Source organism: Limosilactobacillus kribbianus (assembly GCF_026413145.1).
Classification (GTDB): Bacteria; Bacillota; Bacilli; order Lactobacillales; family Lactobacillaceae; genus Limosilactobacillus; species Limosilactobacillus kribbianus.
This window is the reverse complement of record NZ_JAOVYZ010000050.1, coordinates 1-14,235: the sequence shown is the minus strand read 5'-3', so window position 1 is coordinate 14,235 and position 14,235 is coordinate 1. Positions and strand designations below refer to the sequence as shown.

General features: G+C 50.6%; 14 protein-coding genes, 1 pseudogene and 1 riboswitch. Of the genes and pseudogenes, 7 read left to right on the top strand and 8 right to left on the bottom strand.

The genetic code is table 11. The annotated features are described in order from the left end of the window. Positions 1 to 109 precede the first annotated feature (109 nt). The 4 genes and pseudogenes from OCT58_RS10515 to nrdJ all read right to left on the bottom strand — a co-directional run bounded on the left by OCT58_RS10515 (position 110) and on the right by nrdJ (position 3,487). The gene (locus tag OCT58_RS10515; protein WP_497529872.1) at positions 110 to 259 is read right to left on the bottom strand and encodes a hypothetical protein; all 150 of its coding nucleotides are present in this window, start codon (positions 257 to 259) and stop codon (positions 110 to 112) included. Continuing rightward, complete coding sequence (locus OCT58_RS08820; RefSeq protein WP_267202499.1) at positions 259 to 588, bottom strand: hypothetical protein; 330 nt, start codon at positions 586 to 588, stop codon at positions 259 to 261. The genes OCT58_RS10515 and OCT58_RS08820 overlap by 1 nt, the downstream gene beginning before the upstream one ends. Beyond that, positions 581 to 1,126: an ATP-binding protein gene (locus OCT58_RS08815; protein WP_267202498.1), complete on the bottom strand. Its 546-nt coding sequence runs from the start codon at positions 1,124 to 1,126 to the stop codon at positions 581 to 583. The genes OCT58_RS08820 and OCT58_RS08815 overlap by 8 nt, the downstream gene beginning before the upstream one ends. Before the next feature lie 159 nt (positions 1,127 to 1,285). Further along, a pseudogene (nrdJ, locus tag OCT58_RS08810) lies at positions 1,286 to 3,487 on the bottom strand (ribonucleoside-triphosphate reductase, adenosylcobalamin-dependent). 234 nt (positions 3,488 to 3,721) lie between these two features. After that, positions 3,722 to 3,865: riboswitch (FMN riboswitch) on the top strand. A 156-nt stretch (positions 3,866 to 4,021) separates the two neighbouring features. Here nrdJ and ribD point away from each other — a divergent pair. The 5 genes from ribD to OCT58_RS08785 all read left to right on the top strand — a co-directional run bounded on the left by ribD (position 4,022) and on the right by OCT58_RS08785 (position 7,611). Then, complete coding sequence (gene ribD / locus OCT58_RS08805) at positions 4,022 to 5,086, top strand: bifunctional diaminohydroxyphosphoribosylaminopyrimidine deaminase/5-amino-6-(5-phosphoribosylamino)uracil reductase RibD (protein ID WP_267202497.1); 1,065 nt, start codon at positions 4,022 to 4,024, stop codon at positions 5,084 to 5,086. Further along, complete coding sequence (locus OCT58_RS08800; protein WP_267202496.1) at positions 5,079 to 5,681, top strand: riboflavin synthase; 603 nt, start codon at positions 5,079 to 5,081, stop codon at positions 5,679 to 5,681. The genes ribD and OCT58_RS08800 overlap by 8 nt, the downstream gene beginning before the upstream one ends. Next, positions 5,681 to 6,862, top strand: coding sequence for a GTP cyclohydrolase II (ribA, locus tag OCT58_RS08795; protein WP_267202495.1), 1,182 nt, complete (start codon positions 5,681 to 5,683; stop codon positions 6,860 to 6,862). Before OCT58_RS08800 ends, ribA begins: the two co-directional genes overlap by 1 nt. 2 nt (positions 6,863 to 6,864) lie before the next feature. Then, positions 6,865 to 7,326 carry a 6,7-dimethyl-8-ribityllumazine synthase gene (gene ribH / locus OCT58_RS08790; protein WP_267202494.1) on the top strand — a complete coding sequence of 154 codons (462 nt, stop codon included), beginning with the start codon at positions 6,865 to 6,867 and terminating at the stop codon, positions 7,324 to 7,326. 72 nt (positions 7,327 to 7,398) lie between these two features. Then, positions 7,399 to 7,611 (top strand): hypothetical protein, encoded by a 213-nt coding sequence (locus OCT58_RS08785; protein WP_267202493.1) that lies wholly within the window; start codon positions 7,399 to 7,401, stop codon positions 7,609 to 7,611. Between the two features lie 82 nt (positions 7,612 to 7,693). Here OCT58_RS08785 and OCT58_RS08780 read toward each other — a convergent pair whose 3' ends face one another. Together OCT58_RS08780 and OCT58_RS08775 are read right to left on the bottom strand one after the other, a co-directional pair. Next, positions 7,694 to 8,803, bottom strand: a complete 1,110-nt coding sequence (locus OCT58_RS08780) for an ABC transporter permease (protein WP_267202492.1) — start codon at positions 8,801 to 8,803, stop codon at positions 7,694 to 7,696. After that, a complete protein-coding gene (locus OCT58_RS08775) occupies positions 8,803 to 9,528 on the bottom strand; it encodes an ABC transporter ATP-binding protein (protein WP_267202491.1) in 726 nt (241 codons plus the stop codon). The genes OCT58_RS08780 and OCT58_RS08775 overlap by 1 nt, the downstream gene beginning before the upstream one ends. Positions 9,529 to 9,665: 137 nt before the next feature. On the opposite strand from OCT58_RS08775, the gene OCT58_RS08770 reads away from it, so the two are divergent. Continuing rightward, positions 9,666 to 10,217, top strand: a complete 552-nt coding sequence (locus OCT58_RS08770; RefSeq protein ID WP_267202490.1) for a TetR family transcriptional regulator — start codon at positions 9,666 to 9,668, stop codon at positions 10,215 to 10,217. Between the two features lie 90 nt (positions 10,218 to 10,307). On the opposite strand, the gene OCT58_RS08765 is transcribed toward OCT58_RS08770, so the two are convergent. Together OCT58_RS08765 and OCT58_RS08760 are read right to left on the bottom strand one after the other, a co-directional pair. Beyond that, positions 10,308 to 11,543, bottom strand: coding sequence for an MFS transporter (locus OCT58_RS08765; RefSeq protein ID WP_267202489.1), 1,236 nt, complete (start codon positions 11,541 to 11,543; stop codon positions 10,308 to 10,310). 11 nt (positions 11,544 to 11,554) lie between these two features. Then, entirely contained in the window at positions 11,555 to 13,195 is a 1,641-nt protein-coding gene (locus OCT58_RS08760) for a glycoside hydrolase family 43 protein (RefSeq protein ID WP_267202488.1), read from the bottom strand. A gap of 162 nt (positions 13,196 to 13,357) precedes the next feature. Between OCT58_RS08760 and OCT58_RS08755 the strand changes: the two genes are divergently transcribed. After that, complete coding sequence (locus OCT58_RS08755) at positions 13,358 to 14,140, top strand: helix-turn-helix domain-containing protein (RefSeq protein ID WP_267202487.1); 783 nt, start codon at positions 13,358 to 13,360, stop codon at positions 14,138 to 14,140. Positions 14,141 to 14,235 lie beyond the last annotated feature (95 nt).

The following is a 14,235-nucleotide window of genomic DNA, read 5'->3' as shown; positions in this document are numbered from 1 at the left end:
GGCCACCTAATTAGTAACCGCGATTACTACTTAGGTGGCCTTAAAATTAACGAATTACTTTTCAAACGACATCCTGTAAGAACCGACCACTAATTGTCAAGCTCTTAACTTAATGACATTGGTAGCTAACGTAACCGTAGCCGCTTGGCTCTACTAGGTGTCGTTCAATCGCCCGGCGACGGTATTGAGAAACGAAGACCTTGTCCTTGCCCATGATTTTGCTGATTTCGGAAAGCTTATGGTGACCGTTAACCGCAATCAGGTATTGTCGATCCAGTGTTGAAAGATCAATGAAAATTTTTTGATAGGCATTTTCAATAGTAAGGCTTGGTAGGCGGGTTGGACGTCCTTAACTGCCTGCCCGTTAAAAGCTGTGTTGCTAAGATTCTCAAATACGAGGTAACCCAACAATTGAAAGGCATAGGAGTAACCCATCGTCATCTTGGCCATTTTACCCGCTTCGGCGAATGAATAATCGAAGACCCGCTGATAGCTCAACGTGATGTCAGTCATGCTCAACGGTGCCATGTTGATTTTTTCCGACCGCAAAAGGAAGGTCAGCTTGGCGTCATTTTGTAGGTCAAGCACGAGATCCGGCAGCCCCGTCATGATGACAAAAAATTGGGTAGCCCTTGCGCTTTAGTGCGCTGAATACTTGGGCAAAATCACTAATTGACTTGGAATTTGTGACTTCATCGATCGTTATCACAACGTATTTGTGCTGATTAGCAATGTGCTGCATGAGTTGGTCAAGCAACTGATCAACGTTCGGTGCTTCGGTGTCGCGACTAATGCTGACACCGTCAATCGATAGTGACTTGATGCTGTCGAACATTTTAATGGCCTTCGGATTGCTCAAGTCATCAAGTTGCCGTGCCAAACTGGTCAAAATCCCGTTATGGTTGAGCAGATCGATTGAATAACAGTTGGGATCGGACTGCAACTCATTGCTGACCCGGGTGAGAAAGGCGGTCTTGCCCGATCCCCGGACACCGGTAATGAAGAATGAACGGGCAAAATCGCTCTGCTTAATTAATGTGACGAGCTTTGCAACGGTTTGTCCCTTATCAAGAAACAGCGGTGGAACGTCGCCAAAAGTAGGGTTAAATGGATTTTTCTTTGTCATAACCAATTCTCCTTTTAAACCTTTTTGCAGAAAATTCTTCTGGACATTTGGAGAAGGCTGAACGAGCTTTTAGTTGAGCAAAGTTAACTGAATTCAAATAAGCCGATCAATCCGGAAATGATTGATCGGCTTATTTCTAAATTTGGGTTGTGGTGCAGCTTATTTAATCGGGCAGGCACCGCCAATACAGTCGGTTTGACCGATGATGCTGAGGCCTTTGAGGTCGTTCATTTCATTAAAGGTTGCTTCTACGTTGCCGTGTAGCTGGTTGACCTTATCTTGGTAAGCATCCTTTGTGATTGGTTCCTTTGGTGCTTGCGTCAGTCCCGCACCATAGTATGGCAGCATGGAAGTCGACTTGATTTCCCGATTGAACTGCGTCAGTAATGGTGCAATCTGCGTCTTCTCGGCATCTCGGAAGGTAATGGTGCAGGAGACGGCATTGTCCGACCAGTACCGCTGCAGGAAGGCCTGAGTGGCTAACTGCTCACGCATCGAAACGGTTCCCGCCGAGGCAAAGTTCGGGTCATCGGCATGTGGCGCGCGGATTGGAAACTCAACGCACATCGTGTTCTTGGTGTAAACGTCGGGTTCAATGTGGTAGCCACACTTCTTCAATGCTGGCAGAAGCGGGTCGGTATCCTGGAAACGAATCCGCTGGATCAGGTAGCCGGCGTAGTGGAAGTGCATTCCCTCGGAAACTCCGGCCAACTTGGCGACCGTTCCGGATGGCTTGACGGTCGTGTGCTTGATGGACGGCTGGCAGCCAAGAACCTGACTGTAGTCGTGATCAGCATCGAGGACATAGTGGTAAAGTTGGTCGAATGTTCTCACAATTTCAGGATCGTACTGGGGGCGTCCGTCTTGGTCGTAGCCGGTCACGACACGGTGGCCAAAGCGGTGCAGAATCCAGTCCTGGATGCCAGACATTGAAATCCCGATTCGCCGATTTTGCTGGATGATCTTCCGGGAAACCTCCCAGTCGTAGTGGCTAAAGGTGACCCGTTTAGCGAAACGGGTGGCCAGGGCGAAAGCGTCTTTGAGCTTCCAGCCTTGGGCTTCAGCGACCAGGGGGAAGATGTCGAAGAGGTTGCAAGGCTCACCGTTGCTAAGGGAAATCTCGCCGCAAGGATTAGTTCCTTCGACAGCAGGGTCGGCCTGCTCCTGGTAACCGTCTGCCAGCCGACCGTAGTGACGAGAGAGTTCAAGGTTGAAGACGCCGGGCTCACCGTTTTTGAGGATCCCTTGGGCAACTGGTTCATAGTGATTGAAATTGGTGTCGATTGCGATTGAGTTGTTGGAAGCCCACCGGTGATGCATCAGCTTTTGCTGGTCCTGCTTCATCGCGATAAAGTGCTCATCATCATTAGAACCCAGGGCCATTTCGGCGCTCCGCCGCACGTTGCCGGCCACCACGGCCTTCCCGATCAGGTTGCAGATGTCGGTCGCGTCGACGCTGGTCAGGTGAGTGTGCTCCCGGTTATTCAGGATTTGGTTAACGTCAAAGAGCATGCTGATTAATGGCATCGGGCCGGCCGCCGTTCCGCCGAAGCCGTGAATCTTGGCCCCGTATGGCCGGATGTTTGACATGTCGAGGACAAGTTCCTGGTGGCCCTGGGGGTTGGTGGCATTAAAGTGCTGGTCGATCAGATGGCTGAGACTCAGTACCCAGCCCTCGCGCGTATCAGGCAGTTCATAGTAAACTCGGTCGTCGTTTGCCGGGTGATCCTTTGCCCAGTCCTCTTTTGAGACTGCGCCCAGCTTCGTCGCTGCATCAAAGGAGGCACTGTCCTTGCTGATGACAATCGTCAATTGGACTTGCTGGTCGAGGACGGGCAGCTGCTGGATATTTTCGCGAGTAACGCTAAAACCAACGCCGCCACCCTTCATCAGTTCGTCGAAAAGAAAAGCAAAGGGCATCGAAACAGACGGCTGCTGAGGATTGAGATAGTCGGGGACGATGTGACTATCACCATAAGCTTGGGGACGAATGGCGATGAACCAGCAGTTGTTCAGGGAGTCGCCGGTCCGTTGCTGGTAGTCGGTTCCAGAGATCCACAAATTCCGGCCGGAAGGAGTGCCGCCAAGGCCATAGATCAGCTTAAAAAGCTGCCGGGCTTCTTCATAGTCCTCATCAATGATTGCTTGACTGGGTGAATCCTGAAGCCGGGGATCGAGATTGATATTCCCCTCGACGACCCGCTTGACCGTTTCATCCCAGCGTTCGTGCCGTTGCTGATCAGACAGCCAGCGTGCGTAGGTTCGCTTGTAGGTAACCCAGCCCAGCGGTCCTCAGTGCGGGGTAACGGTTTGTTTAATGTGATTAATGAAAAATGGACTCAATGTGATTTGCGGCAAGATTAATTCATCCTTTCAAATCTGATTTTAGTCGTGCAAAGTAAATCGCATATCTTGTGTTAGATTGATTTTTAAATAGCACATCTAGTGTAAATCAAGATTGATTTGATTGTTAGGCTTGACATTTTCAAATCAACTTTGCGGTTAGCTCTATCAACGGTTCGGAAAATTTGGCGGTGAATTCTCTCATTTTACAGAAAACAAGTTCAGTGCTAAACTAAAAACAAGTCGAATCAATAATTTCTTCGGGGCAGGGTGCAATTCCCAACCGACGGTGACAAGCAATGCTTGAAGTCCGTGACCCGCTGATCGCTCTGGTCAGCGGCTGAACCAGTGCGAGTCTGGTACCGACAGTGACAGTCTGGATGGGAGAAGAAATGAAACGTGGCAGGACAGTTGCCAGCTTTTTAATCTTGAAATAGCCCCGGATGGCGAAACGTTATCCGGGTTTTCGATTTTTAAAGGCGTTTTGATCAAACAAGTAAAGCCCCAGGAAGATTTTCTCGAGGCTTTTTTGCATGGAAGGAGGAGATGCTAATGCAAATTGACGAAGAGATGATGCGCCTGGCAATCAAGCAGGCGCAACTTGCCGACTGGTCGACCTGGCAAAATCCCCGCGTCGGGGCGGTCGTGGTCAAGAATTCGCGGGTGCTGGCGACGGGCCACACCCACGCGTTCGGCGGTGTTCATGCCGAGCGCGACGCCATTAGCAAGCTTTCTCCGGAGCAGTTATTGAATTCGACCCTTTACGTGACCCTGGAACCTTGCAATCACTATGGCAAGCAGCCGCCCTGTGCGGATCTGATTGTCGCTTCAAGGATCAGCCGGGTGGTGATTGCTGAAACGGATCCGCACGCTCTGGTGACTGGGAAGGGGATCCAAAAGCTGCGGGACCACGGAATCACGGTGGCGACCGGGGTGCTGGAAAGCGAGGCAACGGCGGTCAATCCCCACTACAACTTCTACTTTCGTTACCGGCGGCCATGGGTGACGCTGAAACAGGCACTGTCGCTCGACGGCAAGGTGGCGAGCGCGCCCGCCACCCGGACGACGATTACCAATCGTCTGGTTTACGAGCGGGTGCACCAGGAGCGAGCCTGGTTTCACGGAATCGTGATCGGCAGCCAGACCGCAATTAGCGACGATCCGCTCCTGACGACCACGGCCCGGACGGACTTTCCGCCGGTACGGATCATTTTGGATCGCCGGGGCAGGTTGGGGCAACACCGGGAGCTACGGATTTTTCACGACTGGGCCGCGCCGACCTGGGTGTTTACCGCCAATCCCGCTTTGAGCGCACAACTGGCGGCAACCAATGCTGAGGTGATTTGCCTGGCACAGCCAACGATCGCTACCGTGGTGAAGGCGTGTGGCCGGCGAGGGCTACAGTCGCTGTATGTTGAAGGCGGCCCGACGATTCATCGCGCGGTCTTTAACAGCGGCCTGGTAAACGAGCTGTTGACTTACCTGAGCCCACGACTGCTTGGCCAACAAGGATTGGCTGGCTTCCAACCCGCCCGCCCGATCATGCCGCGGGCCGTTACGATTGAACAGTTGGGTGACAATGTCAGGATTGCAGAAAGGGTGGATGAAGATGTTTAGTGGATTAGTTGCTGGAACAGGCCGAATTAGCGAGCTCAAGTTAGAGGGCAAGACCATTCGAATGGCGATCGCACCGCAGCCAGCGGATTTCCTCAATGGAATTAAGGTTGGGGAGTCGATTGCCATCGACGGGACCTGCCTGACCGTGGAACAATTTAACGACCAAGATTTCACGGTTACCTTGATGCCGCAGACCTTTGAGAAGACGACCTTTAAAGACCGCCAAGTCGGCGACAGGGTGAACCTGGAACGGTCGCTGGCGGTCGGCAGCCGGCTCGAGGGCCACCTCGTTACCGGCCACGTCGATGAGGTGGTTTCCGTACTGGCCCGCCGGCAAAACGAAAACGCCATCGAATTGACCCTGGCGTTGCCGCCACGCTTGCGGACTCAGGTGGTAGCCCAGGGCAGTGTGGCCCTCAACGGCGTCAGCCTGACCGTGATGAAGGCGGCGCGTGACCGATTCAGCGTCGGTCTGATTCCGCACACGCAGACGATCACCAACCTCAACGCGCTGCGGGTTGGCGACCCGGTGAACTTAGAAACGGATATTTTGGGCAAGTACGTAGCCGCAAATTTGAAAGTGGGGACGAAATGATGGATGTCAAAAAAATTCAGGATGCCTTAAAACAATTGAAGAACGGTGGTCTGGTGATCGTGATGGACGATCTGGACCGGGAAGCTGAGGGCGACATGATCGGCCTGGCCGCCAAGGCGACGCCCCAGAAGGTGAACTTCATGACCAAGTACGCGCGGGGATTGATGTGCGTGCCGATGGCGCCCCAGGTGGCCCAGCGCTTGCAGCTGGGGCAGATGACCGCGGACAACACCGACCCGTTTGGGACCGCCTTTACGATCAGCGTGGACCACAAGACGACGACCACCGGGATCTCGGCCTTTGACCGTTGGCGGACGATTACCCACCTGGCGGATTCGCAAGCAGTTAACGCTGATTTCTACAAGCCCGGCCATATTTTCCCGCTGGTCGCTAAGGAAAACGGCGTGTTGGAGCGCAACGGCCATACCGAGGCGGCGGTCGACCTGGCCAAGCTGGCGGGGGCGGAGCCGGTGGCTTACATCTGTGAAATCCTGAAGTCCAACGGGGAGATGGCCCGGGCCAAGGAGCTCCACGAGATGGCGGATGAGTACAGCCTGCCGATCATCACGATCAAGGACCTTCAGGAATACCGCCGGAGCGAGGTGAGTAAACCCGTAGAGGAGGTCAAGCTGCCCAGCAAGTACGGCAGCTTTCGTCTGCACTACTTCGCCGGCGACAACTTGGCTTTGATCAAGGGTGATATTTCCGGCTCGGCGCCGGTGATGGTTCGCCTGCACTCTGAATGTTTTACCGGCGACGTCCTAGGTTCGCTGCGCTGCGACTGTGGGCCCCAACTCCATGAGGCGATGCGGCGGATTGAGACCAACGGGAGCGGTGTGATCCTCTACCTGCGTCAGGAGGGGCGGGGCATCGGCTTGCGCAACAAGCTCAAGGCTTACTGGCTCCAGGAGAAAGGAGCGGACACGGCCGAGGCCAGCGAAGAGCTCGGCTTTCATGCTGACGAGCGCAAATACGCACTAGCCGCCCGGATGCTCCGTCAGCTGGGAATCACAAAGATTGACCTCCTGACCAACAATCCGGATAAGATTGACCAGCTTGAACTCGACGGGATCACAATCAACCGCCGCCTGCCGCTGGAAATCGCACCCAACAGCTACGACCACAAGTATTTGGAAACCAAAAAGCACAAGTTTCATCACCTATTAAATTTGGAGGCATAATCATGAACGAATTCAGTGGCAAATTTGATCAACAGGACCTGCGCATCGCAATCGTGGTCGCCGATTTCAACTCGACGGTGACCCGCCAGCTCAAGGAAGGAGCGGTGGCGACCCTCGAAAAATTCGGTGTCCCGACCGGCCAAATTGACGTCTATCACGTCCCGGGGGCCTTCGAGATTCCCTTTGCGGCGAAAAAACTAATGGATAGTGAGCGTTTCGCCGGTATCATGACCCTGGGTGCGGTGATCAAAGGGGACACGGACCACTACAATTTGATTTGCCAGAACGTGACCCGTGGAATCATGGATCTGAATCTGCAGGGCAAGCTCCCGGTAACCTTTGGCATCCTAACCACGGACAACATCGAACAGGCCATGCAGCGGGCCGGACTTAAGATGGGCAACGAGGGGGCCAGCACGGCGCAGAGCCTGCTCGAGATGATCAGCCTGGTGCGTTCCCTATAGTTACAGATGATCAGCACAGACACTGGCGATGTGTTATCATTAGAGAAATCGCGTGAAGGGGATGAAATTTCGATGAAGTTTTTCAGTAATCGCCGGGCAACGACCGGTGTTGCGCTGGTCAGCCTGATTCTCTTGATACTGACTTATAGCCTGCACGCTGCCAAGTGGCTTCAGGCCGTCATCCTGGTTATCTTTCTCGCCAGTGCCTTTGCCTTCACCTTCTCAACGGAGTGGCAACGCTTCAAACAGCGCACGGAAACGGAAGAAGAAAATAGTTCAAAGTAAAAAAACAACGGTGCAGTTTCCCGTAGGAGATTGCACCGTTGTTTTTTGATTGGCAATTTTTATTGTAAGGAAAACTGGTTACTTAAACCTTCCGGTACCGCTTCAGCCCGATAATGTTGAGCACCACGAAGATGATCCCGAAAATCAAGAGGGCGCAGAGGTCGCCGGCAATGGCGTTGAAGCCGCCACCCTTGAGGATCACGTCGTTCATGGCGTTGCTGGCGTAGGTCAGCGGCAGAATTTTAGAAACTGCGACGGTCCACGATGGCATTCCCGACAGCGGCACCAGGCCGGAGAAGAAGATCTGCGGCAGGACCACCAGGGGAATGAATTGGACCATCTGGAATTCCGACGAGGCAAAGGTCGAAATGAAGATCCCGAGGGCCAGGGCGACCAGGGAAAGCAGGAAGTTGATCACGAAGACCCAGAAGAGGCTGCCGACAACTTCGACCTTGAGCAGCCAGATGGTGGTGGCGACAATCACGACGGTCTGCAGGATGGCGACGGCCCCGTAGCTGATCATGTAGCCGGCCACGATTTCACCGCGCCGTACTGGGGTGGCCAGCAGGCGGTCGAGGGTTCCGCTGGTCCGTTCCTTGAGCAGGCCAATTCCCGAAATCAGGAAGACAAAGAAGAAGACGAAGAAGCCCATGAAGACGGGGATGACCTTGGAGAAGAAGTTAGTATTGTGATCCCCGTACTGGTAGGAGGACTTCACTGACGGAATGGCCGAAGATTGCTGGCCAAACTGGGCCTGGACGCTGGCCGGCAGGGTTGCTGCCAGCTTGTGAATTGTCCGCTGGGTCGCCGTGGCCTGGGTCCTCTGCAGGGCCAGCTGGAAGGCTTGACGAGACAGTGCCGTCTTGGTCGAGTCGATGTTGGCGTAGCGGACGTGGTAGTCGCTGCCGTTCTTGGTCACAATTGAGTCGACCTGGTAGTCTTTCAGAGCCCGTTGTGCGGCGGCCTTGGAGTCGTACTCCTTAGTTTTGACGTTTTTAACCTTGTCCATTCGCTGGACCAGAGCGGAGCTGACATTGTAGGTTCCGATCGTCACGTGGGGTTTGGTGTTGGCGGAAAACATAATTGAGAGCAGCCACATAATGAAGATTGGCGCGAGGAAGAGCAGGGCCAGCGTCCGCTTGTCCCGGCTCAGTTCCTTCACGATTCGGTTGGTAATTGCAAGGGTGCGCATTAGTCCTCCACCTCCTTTTCTGCCTTGAGAAAGACGCCTTCGATCGAGTCAACCTGGTACTGTTTTTTCAGGTTTTGCGGAGTGTCATTGGCGATGATTGTCCCCTGCATAAGGAGGGCGACAGAATCGACCTGTTCGGCCTCACTCATGACGTGGGTGGTGACCAAAACGCCGCAGCCCGCGTCCCGCCGGCGCTTCAATTCCGCCCAGATCTGCTTGCTTAAGGCGGGGTCGATGCCGACGGTGGGCTCGTCCAAGATCAGCAGCTGCGGGCTGGCAAGCAGGGCGATGGCCAGGGACAGTCGGCGCTTCATCCCGCCCGAGAAGGCCTGGACGCGCTTATCAAGGCTGGTGGTTAGGTCGACAATTCCAGCGACGTGTTCAACGTCGTCTTTGAGCTTCGTCCCGGTCAGGCCCTTCATCTGGCCGAAGAACTGGAGATTTTCCCGGGCGGTCAGGTCGAGGTAAAGGGCGTCGCTCTGGGCCATGTAGCCCATCTTAGCCAGTGCCAAGCGGTTAGGCATCGTTTTGCCTAGGACCGTGGCAGATCCGCCGGAACTCTTTTCCATCCCGAGGGCGGTCTTAATCAGGGTCGTCTTTCCCGAGCCGGAGGGACCGATTAGGCCGGTGATCCGGTCGGCGGTGACTTGGAGATTGACACCGCGGAGGACAACCTGGTCGCCGAACCGCTTCTCGAGTTGGCGAATGTCGAGTAGATTTTGCATTTTAATTCCTCCCGTGTTGTTTTACTGCCCTCATTATCCAATGTGCCCGCCTAGTCGGCAATCCTCAGTTGTGCTAGAATTGTCGTTGATCATGACACGTGTCATAAATAATGACAGCTATCAATGAGGTGATGATAATGGTGAGCTTGCAAGCCCAGCGAACCCAGAAGATGATTCAAAATGCTTTCGTCGAACTGCTTCAGGAGGAATCCTTCCGCGAGGTGTCCGTGACCCAGATTGCCAAACGGGCCCTGATCAACCGCCAAACCTTCTATAACTACTACCTGGATAAGTACGACTTGACGGAAAAGCTCACGACTGAGATGCTGGCGGTTTTTGATCGCCTGCTTGCCAAACGGACCTGGCGGATGAAAGAGCACGAATCGTTGGCAACTTTCATCCACCTAGGCCAGGTGAGTGGAATTTATGATGAACTCTTTCGCTACCGTCAGTTAATTCTCAAGCTGTTTCAGATTCAATATGACGAGCGGAGCCTGCAGAACCAGTTGCACCGCCGGATCGAGCAGACATTGCGTGAAATCATTACTCCCCAGCCCTCTGAGTTTGTTCTTGACTTTTGTGCCAGTACCTTTGTTAACATGATGCGGCACGTCCTCTCAATGGGACGTTCCCCGACCGAGGATGAGATTGAGGAATTGAAACGGGTGATGCAAACCGTTTTGTCGTAAGTGGATAATGAACGATATTAAACATACCCGGGATATAAAAACAAATCGGCCAGCCAAAACTTCAGTCACTTTTGGTTAGCCGATTTGCTTTTAACGTTTAACAGATTTAATAGATAGCATGCAAATTCCGCCAATTAGCGCAAATACAAATGAAACAACAAACACAGCGGAATATCCGTAGAGCGAGATTACGGCGCCGGCAATTACAGGGGCAATTGCCTGGGTAATAGTGTTGCCAAGATTATATACTCCTAGGAAAAACGCCACGCGATTCTGATCAGGGATTACCTCAAGGTTTAAGAGATTATCCAAAGCATTCCAAAGCCCCATCCCTAGTCCAGCAAAGAAAGCATAGATGATAATTCCCGCTGTATTTCGAAGAATAAACATTGACAGGGCAGCGATTGCAAGGGAGATAGTTGAAAGAGCAACCGGGTACTTTAGAATTTTTAATTTGTCAGCGATCGGCCCGGCGACGAAGCCCATTAAAATCCCAAATGCCAACATGATTGCATTAATTAATTGAATGGAGGATTGGGTTTGACTTCCCCGATGAAGGAAATCGGTCATGATGTAAAGAATGTAACCGGTGATTGCAAAGTTTCCGACACCCTGAAAAAGCTTGCCAATTAAAGCTAAATAATAATCACGGCCAATTGACCAGCGTGGGAAAATCGTTGCCAAATCGTGCCAACTGAATTTTTCCTTTTTCCTATTTTGCTTATTGAGATCATTCAAGCTTGATGGTTCGTGGACAATCAAGACAGCAATTAAAGTTCCAATCAGTGTAAAAATGCCGAAGATGACAAAACCAAGACGGAAATTGCTCAGAAAAAGAGCACCAACCACGTTAAAACCGTTATTACCGAGCGCCATTCCTAAGCCACCGTAAGCAGAAGATGCAGTGGCACGACCGCCTTCAGGAGCAAAGTCGATCCAAGCAACCATTGGCGCAACAATAAAATTCAACGCAATCTGGCCAACCATCCAGGCAACCAAGAGGGCGGGAATACTGTTACAAAAAGAAGCACCGATCATTGCCAACATAAAGCAGAGGGCGCCACCAATAATCCACGGTGTCCGCTTGCCAAAACGGGAATGGGTTCGATCCGAAAGTGCGCCGGCGACCATATTTGAAATTGCCGCAAATATCATTCCTAGCGTTGCAAACAGTGATACTAGTTCGACTTTGTGCGGTGCATCAATTTTTTGAATCAACGCTGGTAAGAAAAGGCTATTCATAACAACGTAAGGTCCCAGCCAACTCGCTGGTCCAATTACCAAAGCTGGCAATAATCTTTTTAGGTTAACCGTTACTTTTTGCATTTCTTTATCCCCTAATTGTTTTTAACTCGGTAATAGTCAAAGGTTCCGTACGACTGGTGTTCATAGGCATCAATAGCACCGATGAAGTTAAATAAACCGGTAAAGCCACCAATTTCACCCGGTTCCCCGTTAACTCCCTCATCGGACAGATAAGTTACGTCAATTCCTGCTTTCAAGTTTTCCCAATGGTGCTCTGGCAAACGATACAGAATCGTTGCCATCCCTTGTCGATATTGAATTTTGATTTCAACTTCGCCTGCGGGAACATCAATCTCGGATGCTAAATCGATAGTTCGTTGCCCTTGTTTTGCCTGAACTAACCGAAGCGTAATTCTTTGTTCATCATCAGATTCGCCAAGACGAGCGTAGAGCCAGTTATTGGAATCGTAATAGAGACCGGCACCGGCTGATTCAGAGTAATGCTCAGGATGAAAAGACACTTTGGTCTGGAGATCGTAGTTAAATGAGGTGGCACGGGTTCCCATAATGGACGGTGCTACTTGTGAAAAGAATGAATTTCGCCCATAAATCCGCAACTGGTGCGCTGCTATTTTAACCCATGTATGATTCTGATCATGGTAGGGTGTCATGAAACGCTGGTCATAATGATTGCCAGTAAAATACTCTTCAATGTCAAATCGTTGCCCTTCCTGCTCAGCATTGCCGGGAAGGTCGACCGTTAATTTAGCAAGGTTGCTATCATCGGCCATCGCTAACCAGCCATCAGTGGTCCACTTCATTTGCTGAAGGCCTGTTTCTCGCCCTAATGGATTTAATTTTGTCCCCGGCAGCGGACGCGACATGAGGTGAGCAATATACCATTTCCCATCGGGAGTCTCTACTAAGGATCCATGACCAGCTTTTTGGATGGGTGAATTAGGATTGTACATTTCAAAATGTCCGGCGTCGGGATCACCAAGCGAAAACAGGTGCCGAGGAGCGGAGGTAATAATCGGCTCTTTGGTGGGATTGGGTTCGTAAGGTCCAAAAATGTTTTTAGCACGGCCAATTTCAACCGCGTGACCATAGCCTGTTCCTCCTGACGCCAACATCAGATAATAATAATTTCCGTGGTGATAAATCTGCGGCGCTTCCACGCAACCACGGGTAGTAAAGCCCGTGGTCACCCGGTGCCATTTGCCGACTTGACCAGTTACAAGATTTACTTCGGCAATTACAATATGGCCTGGCGCTTGATAACCATCACGGGTTTCCCATTCCAAAACAGTTAAGTAGTGTTTTCCGGCTTCATGGTATAGTGATGGGTCAAAGCCAAGCGATGTGAGGTACAACGGTTTCGACCAGGGCCCCGTCATTTGATCGGCACAAATCGTATAAGATTCAGCATTGAATTCCCGGCCAGCCATGTTTTGAAGATGGCAGTATGTAATCCAGTATTTATGCTGTTCTGGATCATAAGAAAGATGAGGGGCCCAAATACCTGCGGGAGTATTGGTTCCCTGTAAATCAATTTCATTGTCTTTTAATGCATAGCCAAGCAAATCCCAGTTTGCTAAGTCAGCAGAATGGAAGATTTGGATAGCCGGTTTCCAGTGAAAAGTAGATGTTGCAATGTAATAATCTTTCCCTACACGCAAGATTGAAGGATCTGGTGCCATTCCTGGAATAATTGGATTTTTGATTTTACTCATTTTGATTTCTCCTCAGCAAGCCTTTGATAGCAGTTCTTTCGTTAGTAAGTTGTGAAAAACAACTATGCTATAATCATAAGGTGAAAGCGCAATCACCACAATGATTACAAAAGATGAAGTATAAAAATGATCTTTCTTATGTAAGAAATGTGAGGTTTTAAAATGAGCAATGAACATCATGAGAATGTGGTTGTTAATACTAATATCGGTATTCGATTCTGGAAATCCGTTACCAATGCTAGTGGCTATGTTCCCTTTCATTGGCACAGCAGTATTGAAATTGTTTGCGTGATGAAAGGCAGGCTGACCTTTCATATTGCCGGACAAGCTTATGTTGTTAACCCATTGGAATTTATTGCGGTTCCTTCCGGGATTGTTCATGATGTGGCGAATGTTCCCAATACCGCTTTTGTTTTACAGATTCCGCTCACAGTCATTGAACCGTATATTGATCATCCAGAAAATTTTGTCTTTTATAATGGGCATAAGGATAATCCGGCATATCAGCAAATCGTGAAATTGATTGAGAAAATGGGCGATAATCAACGGTTTCAGCCACGGGCTTATCGGTTTAATAATGAATTACTATTTATTCAAATCTTGAAATTGCTCTTTACCCGTTTAGCAACAAACCAGAATGCCCTAACCCCGAATAGCCGAATTAAGGATGTGATTATCTATGTCAACAGTCATTACCAGCAGCCGCTGACTGTTAGTAGTCTTGCTCGGCGGTTTGGGTATAACGCCAATTATCTTTCGAGACTTTTTAAGCAACAGTCAGGGATTACACTGATTAAGTACATTTATGAAGTCCGGATTAATCATTTTTATGATGATCTCTTAAACAGCAAGATCTCTGTTAAACTTCTAATGCGGGAAAATGGGTTATCAAATGAGCACACCACTCGGAAGATCTTTAAGTCATGTGGTAATAAGTCAAGATAAAATTATCACTGACAAACTTGTTTTGACCAGATTTTTGACGCACTTAAATAAGCCTTGGTACCAAGGTGTTTTAAAAGCTAAGCGTCGAGAATCAA

Excerpts from the sequence above, each read along its gene's own strand:
- OCT58_RS08815 (WP_267202498.1), bottom strand. The coding sequence starts at position 1,126 with ATGACAAAGAAAAATCCATTTAACCCTACTTTTGGCGACGTTCCACCG.
- ribD (WP_267202497.1), top strand. The coding sequence starts at position 4,022 with ATGCAAATTGACGAAGAGATGATGCGCCTGGCAATCAAGCAGGCGCAA.
- OCT58_RS08800 (WP_267202496.1), top strand. The coding sequence starts at position 5,079 with ATGTTTAGTGGATTAGTTGCTGGAACAGGCCGAATTAGCGAGCTCAAG.
- ribA (WP_267202495.1), top strand. The coding sequence starts at position 5,681 with ATGGATGTCAAAAAAATTCAGGATGCCTTAAAACAATTGAAGAACGGT.
- ribH (WP_267202494.1), top strand. The coding sequence starts at position 6,865 with ATGAACGAATTCAGTGGCAAATTTGATCAACAGGACCTGCGCATCGCA.
- OCT58_RS08785 (WP_267202493.1), top strand. The coding sequence starts at position 7,399 with ATGAAGTTTTTCAGTAATCGCCGGGCAACGACCGGTGTTGCGCTGGTC.
- OCT58_RS08780 (WP_267202492.1), bottom strand. The coding sequence starts at position 8,803 with ATGCGCACCCTTGCAATTACCAACCGAATCGTGAAGGAACTGAGCCGG.
- OCT58_RS08775 (WP_267202491.1), bottom strand. The coding sequence starts at position 9,528 with ATGCAAAATCTACTCGACATTCGCCAACTCGAGAAGCGGTTCGGCGAC.
- OCT58_RS08770 (WP_267202490.1), top strand. The coding sequence starts at position 9,666 with ATGGTGAGCTTGCAAGCCCAGCGAACCCAGAAGATGATTCAAAATGCT.
- OCT58_RS08765 (WP_267202489.1), bottom strand. The coding sequence starts at position 11,543 with ATGCAAAAAGTAACGGTTAACCTAAAAAGATTATTGCCAGCTTTGGTA.
- OCT58_RS08760 (WP_267202488.1), bottom strand. The coding sequence starts at position 13,195 with ATGAGTAAAATCAAAAATCCAATTATTCCAGGAATGGCACCAGATCCT.
- OCT58_RS08755 (WP_267202487.1), top strand. The coding sequence starts at position 13,358 with ATGAGCAATGAACATCATGAGAATGTGGTTGTTAATACTAATATCGGT.